The organism is Dyadobacter linearis, assembly GCF_907165045.1.
In the GTDB taxonomy this organism is placed as follows: Bacteria; Bacteroidota; Bacteroidia; order Cytophagales; family Spirosomataceae; genus Dyadobacter; species Dyadobacter linearis.
Genome location: NZ_CAJRAU010000003.1, coordinates 539,510 through 557,708, shown reverse-complemented (window position 1 = coordinate 557,708; position 18,199 = coordinate 539,510). Strand labels below are relative to the sequence as shown.

Sequence of the window (18,199 nt, the reverse complement as noted above, 5' to 3'; positions counted from 1 at the left end):
TCCTAAGTTGCGGTAAAACTACAAAATCTTATCATAATATAGTTCTTCCCAAGCCAGCTGCTGAATACTAGAATTCAACACGAATTGAAAGCTCTTTTAACTGACTATCAGCTATTACTGATGGCGAGTCGATCATAACGTCGCGGCCTGAGTTGTTTTTCGGGAAAGCAATGAAATCGCGGATCGATTCGGCACCTCCAAAAATTGAACATAACCTGTCAAAGCCGAATGCGATACCTGCGTGTGGCGGCGCGCCAAATTCAAATGCATTCATCAAAAAGCCAAACTGATCCTGCGCTTCCTCAGGTGAAAACCCAAGGATCCCGAACATTTTCTGTTGGAGCTCTTTTTCGAAAATACGAACTGAACCTCCGCCCACTTCAACGCCGTTGATAACCATATCGTATGCATTCGCACGCACAGATCCCAGATTCCCGTCGAGTAACCCAATATCCTCCGGCTTCGGGCTGGTGAACGGATGGTGCATTGCAAACCACCTGTTTTCCGTTTCTCCAAATTCCAATAAAGGAAAATCCAGAACCCATAGCACTCTGTATTCATCCGGATTTCTCAATCCAAGGCGCGTACCCATTTCCAGACGAAGTTCGTTCAGTTGCTTGCGCGCCCTATCTGCCTGCCCCGAAACTATCAATATTAAATCGCCGGGCTTAGCATTGAACGCAATGATCCATTTCTTAATGTCTTCTTCCGAATAGAATTTGTCAACGGAGGATTTGATTGAACCATCGGCATTGTAACGCACGTAAATCAATCCTTTTGCTCCGATCTGCGGGCGCTTCATCCAGTCTGTCAGTTCGTCGATTTGCTTACGAGTATATTCAGCGCAACCGGGAGCGGCAATACCAACCACGAGTCCGGCATCGTCAAATACACCAAAGCCTTTTCCTGACGTAAGATCTTGATCTTCACCTTTCAATTCAGTAAATTTCATTTCAAAACGAATATCAGGCTTGTCGGAACCGTATTGGCGCATAGCTTCCGCATAAGTCATACGCGGCACCTCCGGCAAATCAATACCTTTTACATTCTGGAAAAGGTTACGGATCATTCCTTCGAATGTATTGAGCACATCTTCCTGCGTCACAAAAGACATTTCACAGTCTATTTGCGTAAACTCAGGCTGACGGTCTGCACGAAGGTCTTCATCCCGGAAACACTTCACTATCTGATAGTAACGATCAAAACCGGCTACCATTAACAGTTGCTTGAAAGTTTGCGGGGACTGCGGCAATGCATAAAATTCACCAGGGTTCATTCTGCTCGGCACAACAAAATCCCTGGCGCCTTCCGGTGTGGATTTAATAAGCACCGGCGTTTCTACCTCTATAAAATCAAGGTTGTCCAGATAGGTGCGTGTGTACCGGGCAACCTGGTGTCTCAATTGTAAATTTTTGCGAACGATATTTCTTCTCAGGTCAAGATATCTGTATTTCATTCTGATATCGTCACCACCGTCGGTTTCGTCTTCGATCAGGAATGGGGGAAGTTTCGCAGGATTCAGAACGCTCAGCTCAGTCACCCGTATTTCAATGTTACCGGTAGCGATTTTATCGTTCTTAGAAAGGCGCTCTATGACCGTTCCTTTGGTAGAAACCACAAATTCGCGGCCCAGTGAGCGGGCGGTTTCAAGCACATTCGCAGGCGTTTTACCCTCTTCAAAAAGCAGTTGGGTAATGCCATAGCGATCACGAAGATCAAGCCAGATCATGCCTCCCTTATCGCGAACCCGCTGAACCCAGCCGCACAATACAACCTCCTGATTAACATGTTCTAAGCTTAATTCCCCACAGGTATGTGTACGTAACATATAACTATTTTAATACTGATATATAGAAAGCGCCTGATAATAAATGGCGCAAAAGTACGTATTTTTAGCAAATCTAACATGCAAACGTTTTTTATGAGTGTATATAAAAGTATTGGAGGTCAGCTCGGAATGGCTGCGGCGTCATTATTATTTTGTTTGACCACTGCCTGCCACCCGGAACCTGAACCACCACTCGGAAGCTCAGACGAGTTTGAAACAGTACCTGAACAATTCCCGATCGCGCCGGGAATTATCGACGAAGCTTCGGGTCTGGCGCAAAGCAATACGATGGCTGGCTTTCTGTGGAGCAACCAGGATGCGCAGGCGCCCAACTCGATCTATCTGATCAATAAAGACGGGAAATCGATTAAAGAATTTACAGTACCAGGCACTGCTAACAGGGATTGGGAGGAAATCGCATCCGGGCCCGGGCCTGTTGATGGTGTCAGCTACCTTTATATTGGTGACATTGGAAATAACAATGCGCCGACTGCTCCCACAAGTACCATTTACCGTGTGCGCGAGATCGCTGATCAAAATGCTTCTTTCAATGAGTCAATGGTTGAGAAGATCAGCTTTACCTATCCCGATGGTCCGAGAGATGCCGAGTCGCTGATCGTTGATCCGGTGACAAAGGATATTTTTGTGATATCAAAAGGCCTGACCTCAGGTGTATACCGACTTCCGTTTCCTCAGTCGACCGGCGAAACTATGACAGCAGAAAAGATAGGCGATGTGCCGTCAGTGTCAATTGCAACGGGCGCGACGATTTCGAGGGATGGAAAGGAAATTATGGTCCGAACTTACCTGGGAGTCTACTATTGGAGAAGAGAGGAGGGGCAGACCGTAGCGCAGACGATCACCAAGCCTGCGACGAAGCAGCTGACCGTTGCATTGGAGCCACAAGGCGAAGCTATTTGTTTTGATATTACAGGAAGTGGTTTTTATACGCTTAGTGAAAGGTCCAGTGCGACCAGTGTTTCTTTGAATTTTTACAAAAGAAAATAAAAAATAGGGTATGCTAAAAAATCTATTGACGGCAGCACTGGTACTATTTGCTTTTGCAGCAAATGCCCAAACTGAATCTTACGAAAAGTGGATCCGGGACAATTATTCGAAAGCAGAATATGATATTCCTGTGCGGGACGGGATAAAGCTGCACACGATCGTTTATTCACCCAAAGATGCTGCCGGAGATAAGAAATACCCTTTTTTAATGCAGCGAACGTGTTACAGCGTCGCGCCCTATGGAGTAGACAATTATCCTCCAAGACTGGGATCAAGCCCGGCGCTAATGCGGGACAAGTTTATTTTTGTGTACCAGGATGTGCGTGGCCGCTATATGAGCGAGGGACAATGGACGAATATGACCCCGCATATTGATCAGAAAAAGAAAAAGACAGATGTGGACGAAGCTTCCGACACTTACGATACTATCGAGTGGCTTCTCAAAAACATCCCAAATAACAATGGTCGGGTAGGGCAGTGGGGCATTTCCTATCCCGGTTTTTACACAACTGCCAGCGCACTTTCAGGGCACCCTGCATTGAAAGCATCGTCGCCGCAAGCGCCTATCGCAGATTTCTTTTTCGATGATTTTCACCATAACGGCGCTTTTACGCAAGGATATTACCTCACATTTCCTGTTTTCGGGATCACGCCGCCAAAGCCTACAACCACTTCCTGGTTTGCCGGAGAAATGATCAAGCCGGAGCCTGACGGCTATACTTTTAACCTGAAAATGGGTTCGCTTAAAAATTTCGATAAGTACTATGCTAAAAACTGGTACTGGCAGGAAACGGTTGACCATCCTAATAAGGATGAATTTTGGAAGAAGAGGGATATTCTGCCGCATTTGAAGGATATTAAGCCTGCATTTATGACGGTAGGCGGCTGGTTTGATGCAGAAGATCTGTACGGTCCGCTGAATACTTACAAGACGATCGAGAAGAACAATCCGTCTGCTTATAACACGCTGGTAGTCGGTCCTTTCGGGCATGGGCGGTGGAGCCGTGAAACCGGCCATACGCTGCACAATGACATTTATTTCGGGGATAGTATTGCCACTTTTTATCAAAATAACATCGAAGCTAAATTCTTTAAACATTTCCTGAAAGAAGCGGGCGACGGGAAAACCGGCTTACCGGAGGCTTATTTATTTGATACCGGTAAAAAGGAATGGAAGACGTTTGATAAATGGCCGGTAGCGGCAGTTGAGAAGAGGAAATTGTATTTCCATGAAAAAGGCAAGCTGGATTTCAATGCTCCAAAAGAAGGTAAATCGGTCAGCGAATATGTGAGTGATCCTTTGAAACCTGTTCCTTACACAGCTAATTACAAGCAAATGTCGGGTTTTACTCCTTTTGAGTATATGTCGGAAGATCAGCGTTTCGCCGCTGCAAGGCCGGATGTGCTCGTTTTTGAAACCGATGTGCTCGATCAGGATATTACTCTGGGCGGCGAGATCTCTGCATTGCTTAAAATTAGTACTACCGGAACCGACGCGGATTTCTTCGTGAAACTGATCGACGTTTACCCGGGCGACGAGAAAAACCACGCTTACCTCGCAGACCCCAAAACGGTGCTGGCGGGTTATCAGCAAATGGTCAGGAGCGAAATTATGCGGGCGAGGTTCCGTAACAGTTTCGAGAAGCCGGAGCCGCTGGTTGCAGGGAAGTTGACGGACATTCAGTTTCGTTTGCAGGATGTGTTGCATACTTTCAAAAAAGGCCACAAAATCATGGTGCAGGTTCAGAGCACTGCATTCCCGCTATTTGATCGAAATCCACAGAAGTATGTGGATAACATTTACAAAGCGGCGGATTCGGACTTTACCGCAGCCAAGCAAACAGTATATCACCAGGCTGACGCTGCCAGTGCGCTTGAAGTGGACGTGATCAAATAATGCCAGAGATTTTTTATGAAATTTAAATCAATAGTAATGAGCATTACCGCTGCCAGCTTGCACGGAGCGACCGTTTTTGCGCAGGAAATTAAATATCCTCAAACAAATAAAATTGAGCACACGGACGAATACCATGGCGTCAAAGTTTCGGACCCTTACCGCTGGCTCGAAGATGACAGGTCGGAGGAAACGGCGGCGTGGGTGAAGGCGCAGAACGAGGTGACTTTCGGTTATCTGGACAAAATTCCATTTAAAGGAAAGATTTTCACTGACCTTGAAAAAGCTTACAACTACCCTAAATATTCAGCGCCCAGCAAAAAGGGTGAATACTTTTATTTCTACAAAAACGACGGACTGCAAAACCAGGCGGTACTTTATCGTCAAAAAGGGCTAAAAGGCGCTCCTGAGGTAGTTTTGGATCCAAATAAGCTCTCCACAGACGGTACTACCCGTTTATCTGCATTCAGCTTGTCGAAAGACGGTGCGCACGCAGTGGTCGGACTTTCCAGGGGAGGCTCCGACTGGCAGGAATATGGCGTAATGGATATGAAAACGCTCTCCATGTTGCCGGACAAGATCGAGTGGGTGAAAATTTCCGGCGCGGCCTGGCAGGGAAATGGATTTTATTACAGCCGCTACCCGAAGCCCGACGGCAGTGCATTGGCGGCTAAAAACGAGAATCACCAGGTGTATTTTCACACGGTCGGAACGGAGCAGAAAGATGATAAGCTCATCTTCGAAGACGCTGCAAATCCGCAACGTTTCCATATTGTAAGTACGACCGAAGACGAGCAATATGCCGTGCTGAGCGTGAGTGACAGGGGTAAAGGGAAAGACGGAAATAGTATTTGGGTCCTGAAAAGAGGCGAAAAGGATTTCAAAGCGATCAAAGAAGAGATCACAGATTTTAGCTACGGAATTATTGATAATCTGGGTGAAAACTTTCTGGTAGAAACCAACGAAAACGCGCCAAATAGCAAGGTAATGCTGTTTGAAACCAAAAACGGAACCTGGAAAACGGTACTGGCTGAAAAGCCGGAACCTTTGCAGGGGGCGGGCACGGCGGGTGGCAAACTTTTCGCCACTTATTCCAAAGACGTTACCACGCGGGCTTACGTATATAAACTTACGGGCGACCTTGAAAAAGAAGTGAAATTGCCCGCTTTGGGTTCTGCGAGTGGTTTTGGCGGGGAAAAGGGTGATAGTTTTGTTTTTTACACATTCACCTCATTCAATTATCCTCCGACTATTTTCAGGTACGAGATCGGTTCTGGAAAAAGCGAAGTTTTCCGGGAGCCTGAGGTGGCATTCAAGCCGGCGGAATATGAAACCAGGCAGGTTTTTTACCCGAGTAAAGACGGTACCAAAATCCCTGCATTCATCACTTTCAAAAAGGGACTAAAACTGGACGGTACCAATCCGACGATATTATATGGATACGGTGGCTTTAATGTAAGTCTGCCGCCTTCTTTCAGCCCCACGCGCATTCCTTTCCTGGATCAAGGCGGCGTGTATGTGCAGGCCAACCTGCGCGGCGGAAGTGAATACGGCGAAAAGTGGCACGAACAAGGTATGAAGCTGAAAAAGCAGAATGTATTTGACGATTTCATTGCGGCAGCCGAATATCTGATCAAGGAAAAATATACTTCACCGGAGCGGCTGGCGATACAAGGCGGCTCGAATGGCGGCTTATTGGTCGGCGCGGTAATGAACCAGCGACCTGAGTTGTTCAAAGTGGCATTTCCGGCTGTGGGAGTGATGGACATGCTTCGTTTTCACAAGTTTACCATCGGCTGGAACTGGATTGCGGATTACGGAAGTAGCGATAATGCAGAGGAATTCAAGGTATTGCGTGCCTATTCGCCGCTTCATAATATCAAAGAAGGCGGACAATATCCTGCAACCATGATCACCACCGCCGATCACGACGACCGCGTAGTTCCCGCGCATTCGTTTAAATATGCAGCAGAGTTACAGGCTAAGGCAGGTGCGTCCTCCCAAAACCCGTTGCTGATCCGCATTGACACCAATTCCGGTCACGGTGCCAGCAATACCAAAAAAGCATTGGAAACGCAGGCTGATATTTACGCGTTTTTGTTTGCGAATATGGGGTTGGTCTGGAAGTAAGTTTACCTTCTGCTAACAAGCTGAGGCAATGCAGCTTTAAGATCGCCTATTACCATTTTTGTGCGGAGATCGACACCAGTTTTAGTTAAATGATAATTGGTGTCGAAAAAGAGTGAATCGTGGAAATTGTAGTCTTTGGGAGGCGCCAGCAAAGAAATCCCATTATTTAGTAATCCATGATGAATTTTCTGAATCAGATTTTTTTGATTTTTAAAAGAGCTCGATTGATAAGCAGGTGGAATGATAAACAGGCTTGCCGATTTTGATTTCACCAGCTTATCAAAGTCTTTTAGAAGCGCAATGCACTCATTATTAATCTCCTCTTCACCCGTTTCCGGTTTGGTGACCTCTACTTTCTTGGCTGGCAAGTCCCAATGGATAAAAGCGTCACCATTCTCATTGAATGCAGCTCTGTGATAAACACCTATTTTCCCTTGGCTAACCGATGAGCTTTCGAATTTGAGTTTAGAGGCTGCATATTGAGGAATTTGAGGAAATAAACGGTACCAATGTGCTAAACTCACCAGTTTTCTTCCATCAGGAAAAATATCAAAGAGAACTGATAGTAACTCCGCCTTACCATAAAAAGAATCAGTATAGAACTGGCTGTATTCTGGTGATATAATCACAATATCACTTTTGTTAACAAACCGTTCAATATCACGTATCTGGTATTTTAAGCCTATACTGGCGTGTACTCCAGCATTAATAACCGGCATTTTTAAACTTCTCTGAATAGTCCGGCTGTCCAATCCGAATGCCAGATTTGATCCTCCTACAAAAATGATCTTTGGTGATTGCGCGCCTGAAAGCATTTTATGCTTGTCAGGTACCGCGCCTAAAATGCTTTCCCGGGCTTTATAGCTATGTATATTAAATAACGAAAAGCCAAGAATACCAGTTGTTATAGTTATGAAAATGGCTATCCTGGATACAAACTGTTTCATTTGAATTAGAATTGAAAATAAATGAATTCCTGATTTTGCTTGAAATGCGCCAGGCAGATCAGGAAAATGGATATATAAGCAACCCATTTTACTGAGGTAGTCCAGGTCGGTTTCATGGCGAGCCCGTGTGGTCTGTCTCTTTGCAGCCATTCAATAGTAACTAAGGCGCCCATTGCAGCAAGTTGAAACAGATAAATACCGGGAGCTGGTTTAGTTAGCAGTGTTTTGTCAAAAAGTCCGTCGAGGTAGTGAAATGCAGTTGTAAGGTTCGGTGCTCGGAAGAATATCCACCCGATCAGTACCAATGCGAATGTGAAGGTGATTTGCAACAGTTCGGCAATCGAGGGAAGTAATTTATCTTTTGCTGCGGTGTCGGTATGCTGTCTGTTTTTGCCAAAAATCAGCAAAGGGAGAAACAGTAAACCGTGATAAACTCCCCAGATCAGAAAGTTCCAGCTTGCCCCGTGCCAAAGTCCGCTTACAGCGAATATGATCAGTGTATTGCGTATACTTTGAAGCTTGCCGTTCCGGCTTCCGCCCAATGGAAAATAGAGGTAATCCTTAAACCACGATGAAAGTGAAATGTGCCACCTCCGCCAAAACTCGGCGATATCTCTTGAAAAATAGGGATAGTTGAAGTTTCGAAGCAGCTCAAACCCGAATAGCCTGGCAGTACCCAAGGCAATGTCCGAATAGCCAGAAAAGTCACCGTAAATCTGAAAAGCAAAGAAAACAGCTCCCACCAGCAAGGTACTTCCCGAATGGTTCGAGGGATCTGAAAACGCCAGATTCGCATATTCGGCACAACCATCGGCAATCACGATTTTCTTGAAAAAACCCCAGAGCATCTGCCTCATTCCGTCTACCGCCTGAATGTAAACGAATCGCCGGGGCCTTTCAATTTGCGGCAGCAAATGCGTAGCTCTCTCAATGGGACCAGCCACGAGCAGCGGGAAAAAGCTTACAAATAAAGAATACTCGACAATGTTGACGGAAGGCTCTATTTTCCGGTTATAAATATCAAATACATAGGAAAGTCCGTGAAAGGTATAAAAGGAGATTCCAATCGGAAGAATGATACTCAGCATTTGTGTATTTGAGCCCAGGCCTCCAAGCCGCAGCAACTCTGCAAACGAACCAATGAAGAAATTGTAATATTTGAAAAAGCCCAGAAACCCTAGATTGATTGCTACACTGATGATAAGCCAGGTTTTTCGAAGTTTGTCAGATTTAGAATGATGGATTTTGAGGCCGCTGTAAAAATCGAGGGCCGTGGAAAACATTAACAGAAACAGAAATCTCCAATCCCAGCACCCATAGAAGAAATAGCTGCCAGTCAAAAGCAGGATGTTCTGAAACCGCAGAGAGTTCTTTGTGACAAACCAATAGAGGATAAATACTGTCGGCAGGAACAGTGTAAAGCCGATCGAGTTAAAAAGCATATGCGGGTTGTTAGAGTCAGTAAGATTCAGATCTGAGCTAAATCTTTTGTCTTCCCTTTATTTCCCGGCAGATACTAATTAGTAACAGTAGATATGTAACTGGTTTTTATTTAGAGTCTTGATACCTCTAACTCTATCATGACTTTATGAAAAAACTTCTAGTTGCTGTTCTCCTATTAATTTGTGCCAACGGTTATTCCCAGACATTGGAGGATGACCGGCTTGCGATGATTGCCTTTTATAATGCAGCAGACGGCGAAAGTTGGCATACTTCCACACGACCCGATGATTATCCCATATGGCAGGTCCCAGGGCAGCCGGGTGATAGCCCATGCAACTGGAATGGCGTGACATGCGAAGGAAACAGGGTTGTAGGGCTGGCTCTCTCAGGAGAAGATGTGTCAGGGACGATACCGAAGGAAATAGGAAATCTTACCGCCTTAAAAACACTTGTGCTACCTGGTGGTGGCTTTTTTCAGTTTCAACGTCCTACGCTGTATGGAAGCTTACCACTCGAATTTGCGAATCTTGTTAATCTGGAAACACTTGACCTGTCCGCTAATTTTTTTGACGAAGAAAATTCTCACGTCCTTTTCAGCCTTCCCAAATTAAAATCACTTTCTTTTTCCGCTAGCTGGCAAATTCCTGCGGCCATTGGAAATTTATCTAATCTTGAAACGCTCGTTATCGATAATAGTGGTACAATAAATCCGGTTGAGAACCTAGGTGCATTTCCTGTTGAAATCAGTAAATTAACTAAGCTAACCAGCCTGCGTATTCACAATACGCGCTTTCGTAGTGGGATTCCCACTGAAATTGGAAATTTGATTAATCTAAAGTCACTCTACATGTCTGCCGCTGTCCAGGTAGGATCAATACCTGCTTCAATAGGGAACCTGGCGGAACTCACCTCACTCTATTATTCTGAAATGCCAAATTCGGGTACCGTTCCGTCTGAGATTGGGAATCTTGTTAAACTGACGCGCCTTGAAGTTACAGGATTAGGTAACGCAGGTCCAATACCAACGACAATAGGAAATTTGATCAATCTGGACGTCCTGGATTTGCATGGTAATGGCCACACAGGCACAATCCCTGCATCTTTTAACAAATTGACCAAAATCAATTATTTGGCTCTGTTTGACAATTATCTCAATGGACCGCTCCCCACGCTGTCCTCATTGCGATCGCGGAAAATAGACATAAGAATTAATAATTTTACTTTTGATGTCCTTGAGACATACGAGAATAGATTTAGCCAATATAGTGATCAGCGAAAAATACCTGTGATGAGGGAAAACGGCGTGTTGTCTGTTAACGCAGGCGGAACGATGTCGAGAAACACATACAGATGGTATTACGATAATCTTTTAGTTGCTACAAAAACGGGTGACAACACTTTTACTCCCACAGATCTGAGAGATTATCGCGTAGAGGTTACCAACACAATTGCAGTGGGAGCCAGATTAGTAAGCGAAACGGTCAGAAGTCCCCTTCCCGTAACCCTTATCAATTTCGAAGCTACGCCGCAGGATGGCCGCAATCAGCTAACTTGGAAAACTACTTCAGAGACTAATAACAAAGGTTTCGAAATCGAGAAAAGCAGGGACGCGAGGACGTTTGAGAAAATTGGTTTTGTGGAAGGAGCGGGGGATGCACAGCAAACCGAATCATACCGGTTTTCAGATTTAAATCCCTTCAACATCACCTATTACAGGTTGAAACAGCTCGAACACAACGGAGCTTTTGAGCACTCAAAAATTATTATAGTAAAGAACGAGCGGGAAGTGATCATTTATCCAAATCCGGCCCGTGGCTTTTTGACTGTTTCAGGAATTGATAGTGAAAAGGATATGTCTGTATTAAATCAAATGGGTGATGTTGTTTTGAAACAAAAAGTGGAACCTTTAAAACCAGTCCATATCGGAACGTTGCCAAATGGTATTTATACAATAAAGATCGGCGGCACAACGAAACGCGTGGCTATTTCAAAATAGTAACTAAGGTAATTTCTCGTGTAAATGGTCTGTTCTTAAAGGAGCAGACCATTTTGCTGAAAAACTATCAATTCTCACATTAATTCTCAATTTATTTCTACGTGCAGGATACAACAGGACGGTGCGTATAGCTAAGTTTTCTATTCTTGTGAGCTGTTTCCAGAGTAGTATTTGTTCCCGCAAGCCCTTTCTGCAAACTAAGGTCCTTTACCACAAAACGATTAAATATTTAACTAAAAGAATATGAGCAGTTCTAAAGTAAGCCAGTATAGGTATGTAAGCTATTTGTGGGATGATGAAAAAGCGGCTTCGCTCGGAGACGATCAGGTAGCACTTCTTCTTTACCGTTCCAATCTGTTAGGGGCCGACCTCCGACTGACCAATTATGCAGGTGGAAACACCAGCTGTAAAACGATCGAAAAAGACCCTTTGACAGGAAATCCTGTGGAGGTAATGTGGATCAAAGGCTCAGGAGGCGATATCGGTACGCTAACCAGAAGCGGACTGGCTGGTTTATATGTTGACAGACTACATAGTTTAAAAAGTATCTATCGCGGGCTGGAATTCGAAGATGAAATGGTGGAGCTTTTCAACCATTGCATTTACGATCTTAAATCAAAAGCACCTTCTATTGATACGCCGCTGCACGGTTTGCTGCCTTTCAAACATATTGATCACCTGCATCCTGACGCACTGATCGCTATTGCAGCTTCAAAAGAAGGGGAGGCTATTACAAAGGAATTATTTAACGGTGAACTGGCGTGGGTGCCCTGGCAACGTCCCGGCTTCGATCTTGGATTGCAGCTGGAACAGGCGCTCGCGGATAATCCCGGCATTCGTGGCATCGTGTTAGGCGGTCACGGGTTGTTTACCTGGGGTGATACTGCTTACGAATCTTACATCAATACATTAGATACTATTGAAAAGGCTTCGGAATACCTGAATGCAAACTACGGCAAAAATCGTCCGGTTTTCGGAGGAGCAAAGCTGCAAAGCGAGCCGCAGGAACGTCGCACGGAAATTGCCGGAAAACTGGCACCCTACCTCCGCGGGCTGGCGTCCGACAAACAGGCGATGATCGGTCATTTTACCGACGACGAGCGCGTTTTGGAATACATCGCAAGTAACGATCTGGAAAAACTGGCGCCACTCGGTACCAGCTGCCCTGACCACTTTTTGAGAACGAAGATCCGCCCGTTGGTACTCGACCTTCCATTTGAAAAACTGGCTGCTACGGATCAGGAGATATTAGACCACATTCGGCCTCAGTTTGAAGCCTATCGTGCAGATTATCAGGCATATTATGACCGCAGTAAGCACGATAACAGCCCCGCAGTACGTGACCCGAACCCGGTTATCATTTTGCTGCCCGGCGTTGGGATGTTCTCATTTGCAAAAGACAAGCAGACTGCGCGTGTTGCAGCTGAATTCTATATCAATGCAATCAATGTAATGAAAGGCGCGGAGGCGATCTCTTCTTACGTTTCGTTGCCGGAACAAGAGGCTTTCGATATTGAATACTGGTTGCTGGAAGAAGCGAAATTGCAGCGTATGCCGAAGGAAAAGTCGGTTTCGCGTAAGGTTGCGTTTGTTACCGGCGGTTCTGGCGGTATTGGAAAAGCGATCGCGCAAAAATTGTTGCAGGAAGGCGCTTGCGTTGTGATTTCTGATATTGACGAAAAGGCGCTTGCAGAAACAAAAGCTGAGTTTGACGGAAAATTTGGAAAGGATTTTTCAGATACAACGATTGCAAACGTGCTGGATGCAGACCAGATTAAAGCTGCATTGCACGCCACCAAATTGAAGTACGGCGGACTGGATATCGTAGTGAACTGCGCGGGTCTTTCTATCTCGAAACCAATAGCGGAAACGACGATTAAGGATTACGATATTTTGCAGGATGTTTTGGTTAAAGGTCAGTTCCTGGTTTCTCAGGAATCGGTTGCGATCATGCGTCAGCAAGGTTTGGGTGGTGATATCATCAATATTGCGAGCAAAAACGGTATTGTTTCCGGCCCGAACAATGTGGCTTACGGAACTGCAAAAGCCGCTCAGCAACATATGTCGAGGCTTTTGGCTGCTGAACTAGGTCCTGACAGGATCCGCGTAAATGTGGTCAATCCGGATGCAGTAATTGCTGGAAGCAAGATATGGGAAAGTGGCTGGGCTGCCGGCCGCGCCAAAGCTTACGGTATTAAAGTTGAAGAACTGCCTGCTTACTATGCAAAAAGAACTGTTCTGAATGCGGAGATCCACACGGAAGATATCGCAAACGGAGTTTACATTTTTGTGAGTGGCTTGCTGAACAAAAGCACAGGAAACGTGATCAACGTGGATGGTGGAGTTCCTGCGGCATTCCTGAGATAAAATCATTGAGTGAAATACGCCGGGGCCGAGAAGCCCCGGTTTTTTTGTTCCATTTAAAACCATTTACCGATGAGAATTGAACAATATCAGATTGACCAGCACAACGATAGTCTGCTGTCAAGACATAACAATCATTTTATTTTTGCCAAGGAACAACTGGCGGAGCAGGGGATCAATGCAGACGATGTTGTAAAAGCATTGGCAGATTTTCAGGTAGCTATTCCAAGCTGGGCTTTGGGAACCGGCGGGACCCGTTTCGGGAGATTTTCGGGTGTGGGCGAGCCACGTTCGTTGGAAGAGAAAATAGAAGATGTAGGCTTGCTGCACGCATTAAACCGTTCAAGCGGCTCTATTTCACTGCACATTCCGTGGGATATTCCCGGTCAGGCGCAGTCGATCATGGATCTGGCTTCGTCGGTGAATCTGAAATTCGACGCGGTTAACTCCAACACTTTCCAGGATCAGAAAGACCAGGAGCAATCCTACAAATTCGGCTCACTTTCGCACGTTGATCCAAAAGTCAGGAAACAGGCTGTGGAGCATAATATTGAAGTGATCAAATACGGAAAAGAGCTGGGTTCAAAAGCATTATCGATCTGGTTGTCAGACGGTTCCTGCTTTCCGGGACAATCTAATTTTGTAAAATCTTTCCAGAATACACTTGAATCTTTACAGGAAATATATGCTGCGCTGCCGGAAGATTGGAAGGTGTATGTGGAATACAAAGCTTACGAGCCTAATTTCTATTCGACGGTAATTCAGGACTGGGGCAGCTCGCTGTTGTTTTGTCAAAAATTAGGGCCAAAAGCTGATGTGCTTGTTGATCTGGGCCACCATTTGCCCAATGCGAATATCGAGCAGATCGTCGCTACGTTGATGATGGAAGGTCGCCTTGCCGGTTTCCATTTCAACGATTCCAAGTACGGAGACGATGATCTGACAGTTGGCAGCATTCGTCCGTATATGTTGTTTTTGATTTTTGTAGAGCTTGTAGAAGGTATGAAACGTGCCGGCCGCGCAAGCGACACGTACGCTTGGATGATCGATGCAAGCCACAATGTGAAAGATCCTTTGGAAGATTTGCTGCAATCGGTAGAAGCCATTTTGCTGGCTTACGCACAATCGCTGATCGTAGATCGCAAAAAACTGGAACAGGCGCGCAATGAAAACGACGTGGTACTTGCCCAGCAGATATTACAAAATGCATTCAGAACGGATGTACGCCCACTGGTTCGCGAGTCAATGCGTTTGGCCGGCGGCGCGCTGGATCCTATTGCATTGTTCAGAAACCTGAGCGTGAGAACAGAATTAATGAACGAACGCGGCGGACTAACAGTAGCGACGGGGTTATAAAAATATCAGGCTGAGCCAACCTTCCCGGCTCAGCCTGATATTTTAAAGCGATTTTCTCCGGATCAGTGTAAACGGGTTTTTGATCAGTGCCCTTTTGTTTTCATTTATCAGCTCCGCGGCTGTTCTTCCCATTTGCTCGTGATCTGTTGAGATAGTAGTAATCCCGTCCAGCAAAATTTCTTTCAGCGGCGTTTCATTGTACGATATAATACCAATATCCTTGCCGATCACCAGCTGCTGCTCGCGGCATTTTTTGATCAGATTTACCAGGTCATTCTCCTCAATAACCACATAAGCAGTATCCTTCACAGCCACACTGTTTTCATGAAAATCGTACATGATCTCATGCTGAAACTCGTGTTGGATGCAAAAAATTCGGAATCCTTTGATGATCTCTTTTGGGTAGCGGATAATAGTCGGGAAAATAAGGACAAGCCGCTTATACACTTTCAGCAGATCAGTCGCTTCATTGAGTGCAAAAACAATATCCTTTTCGAAGTTCTGGTAAACGGAAGAATGCTTTTTACTCGGTAACTCTACGTCTTTATCCAGTAATATCAGCTTCTCGGCCGGGATCAGTTTCAGCGTCTCAATTGCGTCTTCGGCCTTTTCGTAGAAATGCGGCATGATCACATAGTAATCATATTCGCCCAGGCTATTCTTAATGAGGTTCTTGAAAATGTTGGTATTGGAATGGTGAATATGCAGATCGACATTTACATTCCTGCCGATATTCTCTACAAATGCATTATAGATTTGCTTTTTGTAGTTACTTATTTTGTTGAAAACGAGCAGAATACGAAGCGAGGTTTCAATATCTACGCGATTTATAAAATAACCCTTTCCGCGCACTGATATCAACACACCATCCTTGATCAGATGTTTGTATGCTTTTTCAACGGTATCACGCGACAGGAGGTATTCTTCACTTAGTTGATTGATAGAAGGAATTTTGTCGCCCCTTTTCAGCTTTCCTTTGCTGATAGCCTGTAAGAGCGATTTAATGATCTGAATGTACTTGGGGGCACTTTCTTTGAACTCAATATCAAACTGTATTTCCATTAATAAGTGGGTTTAGAATAGCCTAAAAATAACACTTTTATCCTGCATATAATAGCAAAAAACCCGCTGCAACTTGCGTTTACAGCGGTTTTAACTGATAGAATATATTATTATCGGGGACTGCGGCTGCTTCGTTCGCTGGCCCCGCGACCCGGGCTTTCCTGAGACGATCTTCCATTGCTGCGTGGTTCCGGCGCGCTTCTTTCCTGGCGGGTTTCACGCTGCGGCGCTTCATAAGATCCCCGAGACGGACTTGGATTCGCAGGCGCATTATTGGAACGATTCGATCGCTCACTTCTCGGCGCGCTGTATTCCGGACTGCTCGGCTGACGGTTGCCACGTTCTGACTGGCGCGGCGATTCATATCTGTTCTCCACTGGTGCAGAAGGCTCCAAACCACCGCGGTTCCGGCTGTTTCTCATATTCTCGCGGTCTTCCGACGGAATTCTCGGAGTACTTTCAATGCGCGAATTTTCACGTCGTTCATTGGAATTCTCGTTTATTCTGCCATTCCGCTCGCCCCGCTCGAAACCTCCGTTATTGCGTTCGGTATTTCCGTTTATACGCTCGTTCCTGTTAGAATTTCCAGTCCGGTCACTACGATCGACATCGCCACCAATTCGCTCGTTTCGGTTGTAGGCATTATTGTCACGACTTCCCCGGCCTGCACGGTCGGCGTCGATCACCGATCCTGTACGATCCGATCTGCTTCGTGCACCTCTGTCGTCATTATTATTTCCAGCTACGATCACCCGACCGCGGCCACTTGGCGTTGCATCGATCGTACGCACCGGGACACTTCTTCTCGTAACACGCTCAATCTCATCGCGTCTCGGTCCGTAAACGTAGGTCCGGTTGTTGCTGCGGTAATAGTTATTGATGATCACGGTCTGATTATAAACGTGCGTCACTCTCCTTCTGGGCGGGCAGTAGCTATGCCAGTTCCGGTAGCTAACGTATTGTTGTGGTACAAAAACCCACCAGAACGAAGGGATATTGATAGACACATTCACATTCATGCCCGGACCCAACGGAGCCCAGCCATAATAGCCGCCGCCCGAGCGCCAGTTGACCCACGCAGGTCCCCACTCATAATCCGGTATCCAGAACCAGCCATTGAAATCGTCAAACGACCAGCGACCATAGTGAAAAGGTGCCCAGCCCCAGTCGTAATCTGAAACCCAGGTATTACCATATTCAGTTACTTCCCAGTATCCATTGGTTGAATAGGGTTGGAATTCCCTGGACACATCAGGAACCCAGACAGATCCGAATTGCGGGTTGCGTACCCACCTTCCGTAAGGCGATAATTCATTGTAAAACGTTTGGAATGAAACACTTACCCCTGGTTGTGCCTGAGTTTCGTTTGAAACCGAAACACCGCCTGATAAGATAACGAACAGGCCGAGGATCCGAAAAATGCGCATGGTGTTCATGGCTATGTGTTTAAATTGTTTTCTGTTTTTAAAAATCGTTTATTGGACTTAAACTTTTACGATGGGTTTAATTCTCTCTCAGGATGCAGGAATGTATGTTTAGGTTGCCTGAAAGCATTTTGCAAAGGCGTTATTTCTAGTAAGCGAGATATTATTTCAGCAATCAATTGTAAAACAGTCATTTAAGTTGTGTATAGGTAGGGTAGTTGCTGAAAAATGCTTTCCTTAAAGACAACTGAGCTCTATTAAAGCCCTATTTTTGCAGAAAAAATTAACAAGCGTTAACAATATCTCTTACCCGAATAATGATAAATCCCGAGACCCTACATGGAGAACTGACGTTTCAGACTGCACGCAGCGGCGGAGCGGGAGGGCAGAATGTGAATAAAGTTGAAACCAAGGTGGAGTTGCGGTTCGATGTGAAAAACTCGGTAGTACTTACTGAAAGTGAAAAGGAATTGCTGGTAGAAAAGCTTTCGTCCAAATTAACGAATGATCAGGTATTGGTATTATACCACCAAACCGAGCGGTCGCAGCTCGCGAACAAGGAGAAAGTGGTCGAGAAGTTCAACCAGATTATCAAACAAGGCAGTTTTATCCCAAAAAAGCGAAGACCAACCCGCCCGACGACCGCCTCCAAAATAGACCGGTTAAAAACCAAACAGCGCAATGCGACTGTCAAGGCAATGCGCAGGAGGCCCTCCGAAGACTAATTCAGTTTTTCAAATAATCTTA

Annotated in this window: 12 protein-coding genes; 7 read left to right on the top strand and 5 right to left on the bottom strand. The window is 45.5% G+C overall.

The genetic code is table 11. The features are described 5' to 3' along the window. Positions 1-67: 67 nt before the first annotated feature. Positions 68-1,828, bottom strand: coding sequence for an aspartate--tRNA ligase (aspS, locus tag KOD92_RS12810; protein WP_215233964.1), 1,761 nt, complete (start codon positions 1,826-1,828; stop codon positions 68-70). A 93-nt stretch (positions 1,829-1,921) separates the two neighbouring features. Between aspS and KOD92_RS12805 the strand changes: the two genes are divergently transcribed. Genes KOD92_RS12805 through KOD92_RS12795 form a run of 3 tightly spaced genes read left to right on the top strand, consistent with a single transcriptional unit; the run spans position 1,922 to position 6,860 of the window. After that, complete coding sequence (locus tag KOD92_RS12805) at positions 1,922-2,836, top strand: PE-PGRS family protein (protein ID WP_215233963.1); 915 nt, start codon at positions 1,922-1,924, stop codon at positions 2,834-2,836. A 10-nt stretch (positions 2,837-2,846) separates the two neighbouring features. Then, the gene (locus KOD92_RS12800; protein ID WP_215233962.1) at positions 2,847-4,733 is read left to right on the top strand and encodes a CocE/NonD family hydrolase; all 1,887 of its coding nucleotides are present in this window, start codon (positions 2,847-2,849) and stop codon (positions 4,731-4,733) included. A 36-nt stretch (positions 4,734-4,769) separates the two neighbouring features. Beyond that, positions 4,770-6,860, top strand: a complete 2,091-nt coding sequence (locus KOD92_RS12795; protein WP_229254655.1) for a prolyl oligopeptidase family serine peptidase — start codon at positions 4,770-4,772, stop codon at positions 6,858-6,860. 2 nt (positions 6,861-6,862) lie between these two features. On the opposite strand, the gene KOD92_RS12790 is transcribed toward KOD92_RS12795, so the two are convergent. Both KOD92_RS12790 and KOD92_RS12785 read right to left on the bottom strand, forming a co-directional pair. Then, positions 6,863-7,807: a hypothetical protein gene (locus KOD92_RS12790; protein WP_215233960.1), complete on the bottom strand. Its 945-nt coding sequence runs from the start codon at positions 7,805-7,807 to the stop codon at positions 6,863-6,865. Between the two features lie 5 nt (positions 7,808-7,812). Further along, positions 7,813-9,249, bottom strand: a complete 1,437-nt coding sequence (locus KOD92_RS12785; RefSeq protein ID WP_215233959.1) for an MBOAT family O-acyltransferase — start codon at positions 9,247-9,249, stop codon at positions 7,813-7,815. A 146-nt stretch (positions 9,250-9,395) separates the two neighbouring features. On the opposite strand from KOD92_RS12785, the gene KOD92_RS12780 reads away from it, so the two are divergent. The 3 genes from KOD92_RS12780 to KOD92_RS12770 all read left to right on the top strand — a co-directional run bounded on the left by KOD92_RS12780 (position 9,396) and on the right by KOD92_RS12770 (position 14,966). After that, positions 9,396-11,246, top strand: a complete 1,851-nt coding sequence (locus KOD92_RS12780) for a T9SS type A sorting domain-containing protein (RefSeq protein WP_215233958.1) — start codon at positions 9,396-9,398, stop codon at positions 11,244-11,246. A gap of 243 nt (positions 11,247-11,489) precedes the next feature. Continuing rightward, a complete protein-coding gene (locus KOD92_RS12775) occupies positions 11,490-13,613 on the top strand; it encodes a bifunctional aldolase/short-chain dehydrogenase (RefSeq protein WP_215233957.1) in 2,124 nt (707 codons plus the stop codon). Between the two features lie 69 nt (positions 13,614-13,682). Next, positions 13,683-14,966 (top strand): TIM barrel protein, encoded by a 1,284-nt coding sequence (locus KOD92_RS12770; RefSeq protein WP_215233956.1) that lies wholly within the window; start codon positions 13,683-13,685, stop codon positions 14,964-14,966. Between the two features lie 42 nt (positions 14,967-15,008). Here KOD92_RS12770 and KOD92_RS12765 read toward each other — a convergent pair whose 3' ends face one another. Both KOD92_RS12765 and KOD92_RS12760 read right to left on the bottom strand, forming a co-directional pair. Further along, a complete protein-coding gene (locus KOD92_RS12765) occupies positions 15,009-16,028 on the bottom strand; it encodes a GntR family transcriptional regulator (protein ID WP_215233955.1) in 1,020 nt (339 codons plus the stop codon). 110 nt (positions 16,029-16,138) lie between these two features. Next, positions 16,139-17,464 (bottom strand): DUF6600 domain-containing protein, encoded by a 1,326-nt coding sequence (locus tag KOD92_RS12760; protein ID WP_215233954.1) that lies wholly within the window; start codon positions 17,462-17,464, stop codon positions 16,139-16,141. 305 nt (positions 17,465-17,769) lie between these two features. On the opposite strand from KOD92_RS12760, the gene arfB reads away from it, so the two are divergent. Continuing rightward, on the top strand, positions 17,770-18,177 hold the full coding sequence (gene arfB, locus KOD92_RS12755; RefSeq protein ID WP_215233953.1) for an alternative ribosome rescue aminoacyl-tRNA hydrolase ArfB: 408 nt from the start codon (positions 17,770-17,772) through the stop codon (positions 18,175-18,177). Positions 18,178-18,199 lie beyond the last annotated feature (22 nt).

Excerpts from the sequence above, each read along its gene's own strand:
- aspS (WP_215233964.1), bottom strand. The coding sequence starts at position 1,828 with ATGTTACGTACACATACCTGTGGGGAATTAAGCTTAGAACATGTTAAT.
- KOD92_RS12805 (WP_215233963.1), top strand. The coding sequence starts at position 1,922 with ATGAGTGTATATAAAAGTATTGGAGGTCAGCTCGGAATGGCTGCGGCG.
- KOD92_RS12800 (WP_215233962.1), top strand. The coding sequence starts at position 2,847 with ATGCTAAAAAATCTATTGACGGCAGCACTGGTACTATTTGCTTTTGCA.
- KOD92_RS12795 (WP_229254655.1), top strand. The coding sequence starts at position 4,770 with ATGAGCATTACCGCTGCCAGCTTGCACGGAGCGACCGTTTTTGCGCAG.
- KOD92_RS12790 (WP_215233960.1), bottom strand. The coding sequence starts at position 7,807 with ATGAAACAGTTTGTATCCAGGATAGCCATTTTCATAACTATAACAACT.
- KOD92_RS12785 (WP_215233959.1), bottom strand. The coding sequence starts at position 9,249 with ATGCTTTTTAACTCGATCGGCTTTACACTGTTCCTGCCGACAGTATTT.
- KOD92_RS12780 (WP_215233958.1), top strand. The coding sequence starts at position 9,396 with ATGAAAAAACTTCTAGTTGCTGTTCTCCTATTAATTTGTGCCAACGGT.
- KOD92_RS12775 (WP_215233957.1), top strand. The coding sequence starts at position 11,490 with ATGAGCAGTTCTAAAGTAAGCCAGTATAGGTATGTAAGCTATTTGTGG.
- KOD92_RS12770 (WP_215233956.1), top strand. The coding sequence starts at position 13,683 with ATGAGAATTGAACAATATCAGATTGACCAGCACAACGATAGTCTGCTG.
- KOD92_RS12765 (WP_215233955.1), bottom strand. The coding sequence starts at position 16,028 with ATGGAAATACAGTTTGATATTGAGTTCAAAGAAAGTGCCCCCAAGTAC.
- KOD92_RS12760 (WP_215233954.1), bottom strand. The coding sequence starts at position 17,464 with ATGAACACCATGCGCATTTTTCGGATCCTCGGCCTGTTCGTTATCTTA.
- arfB (WP_215233953.1), top strand. The coding sequence starts at position 17,770 with ATGATAAATCCCGAGACCCTACATGGAGAACTGACGTTTCAGACTGCA.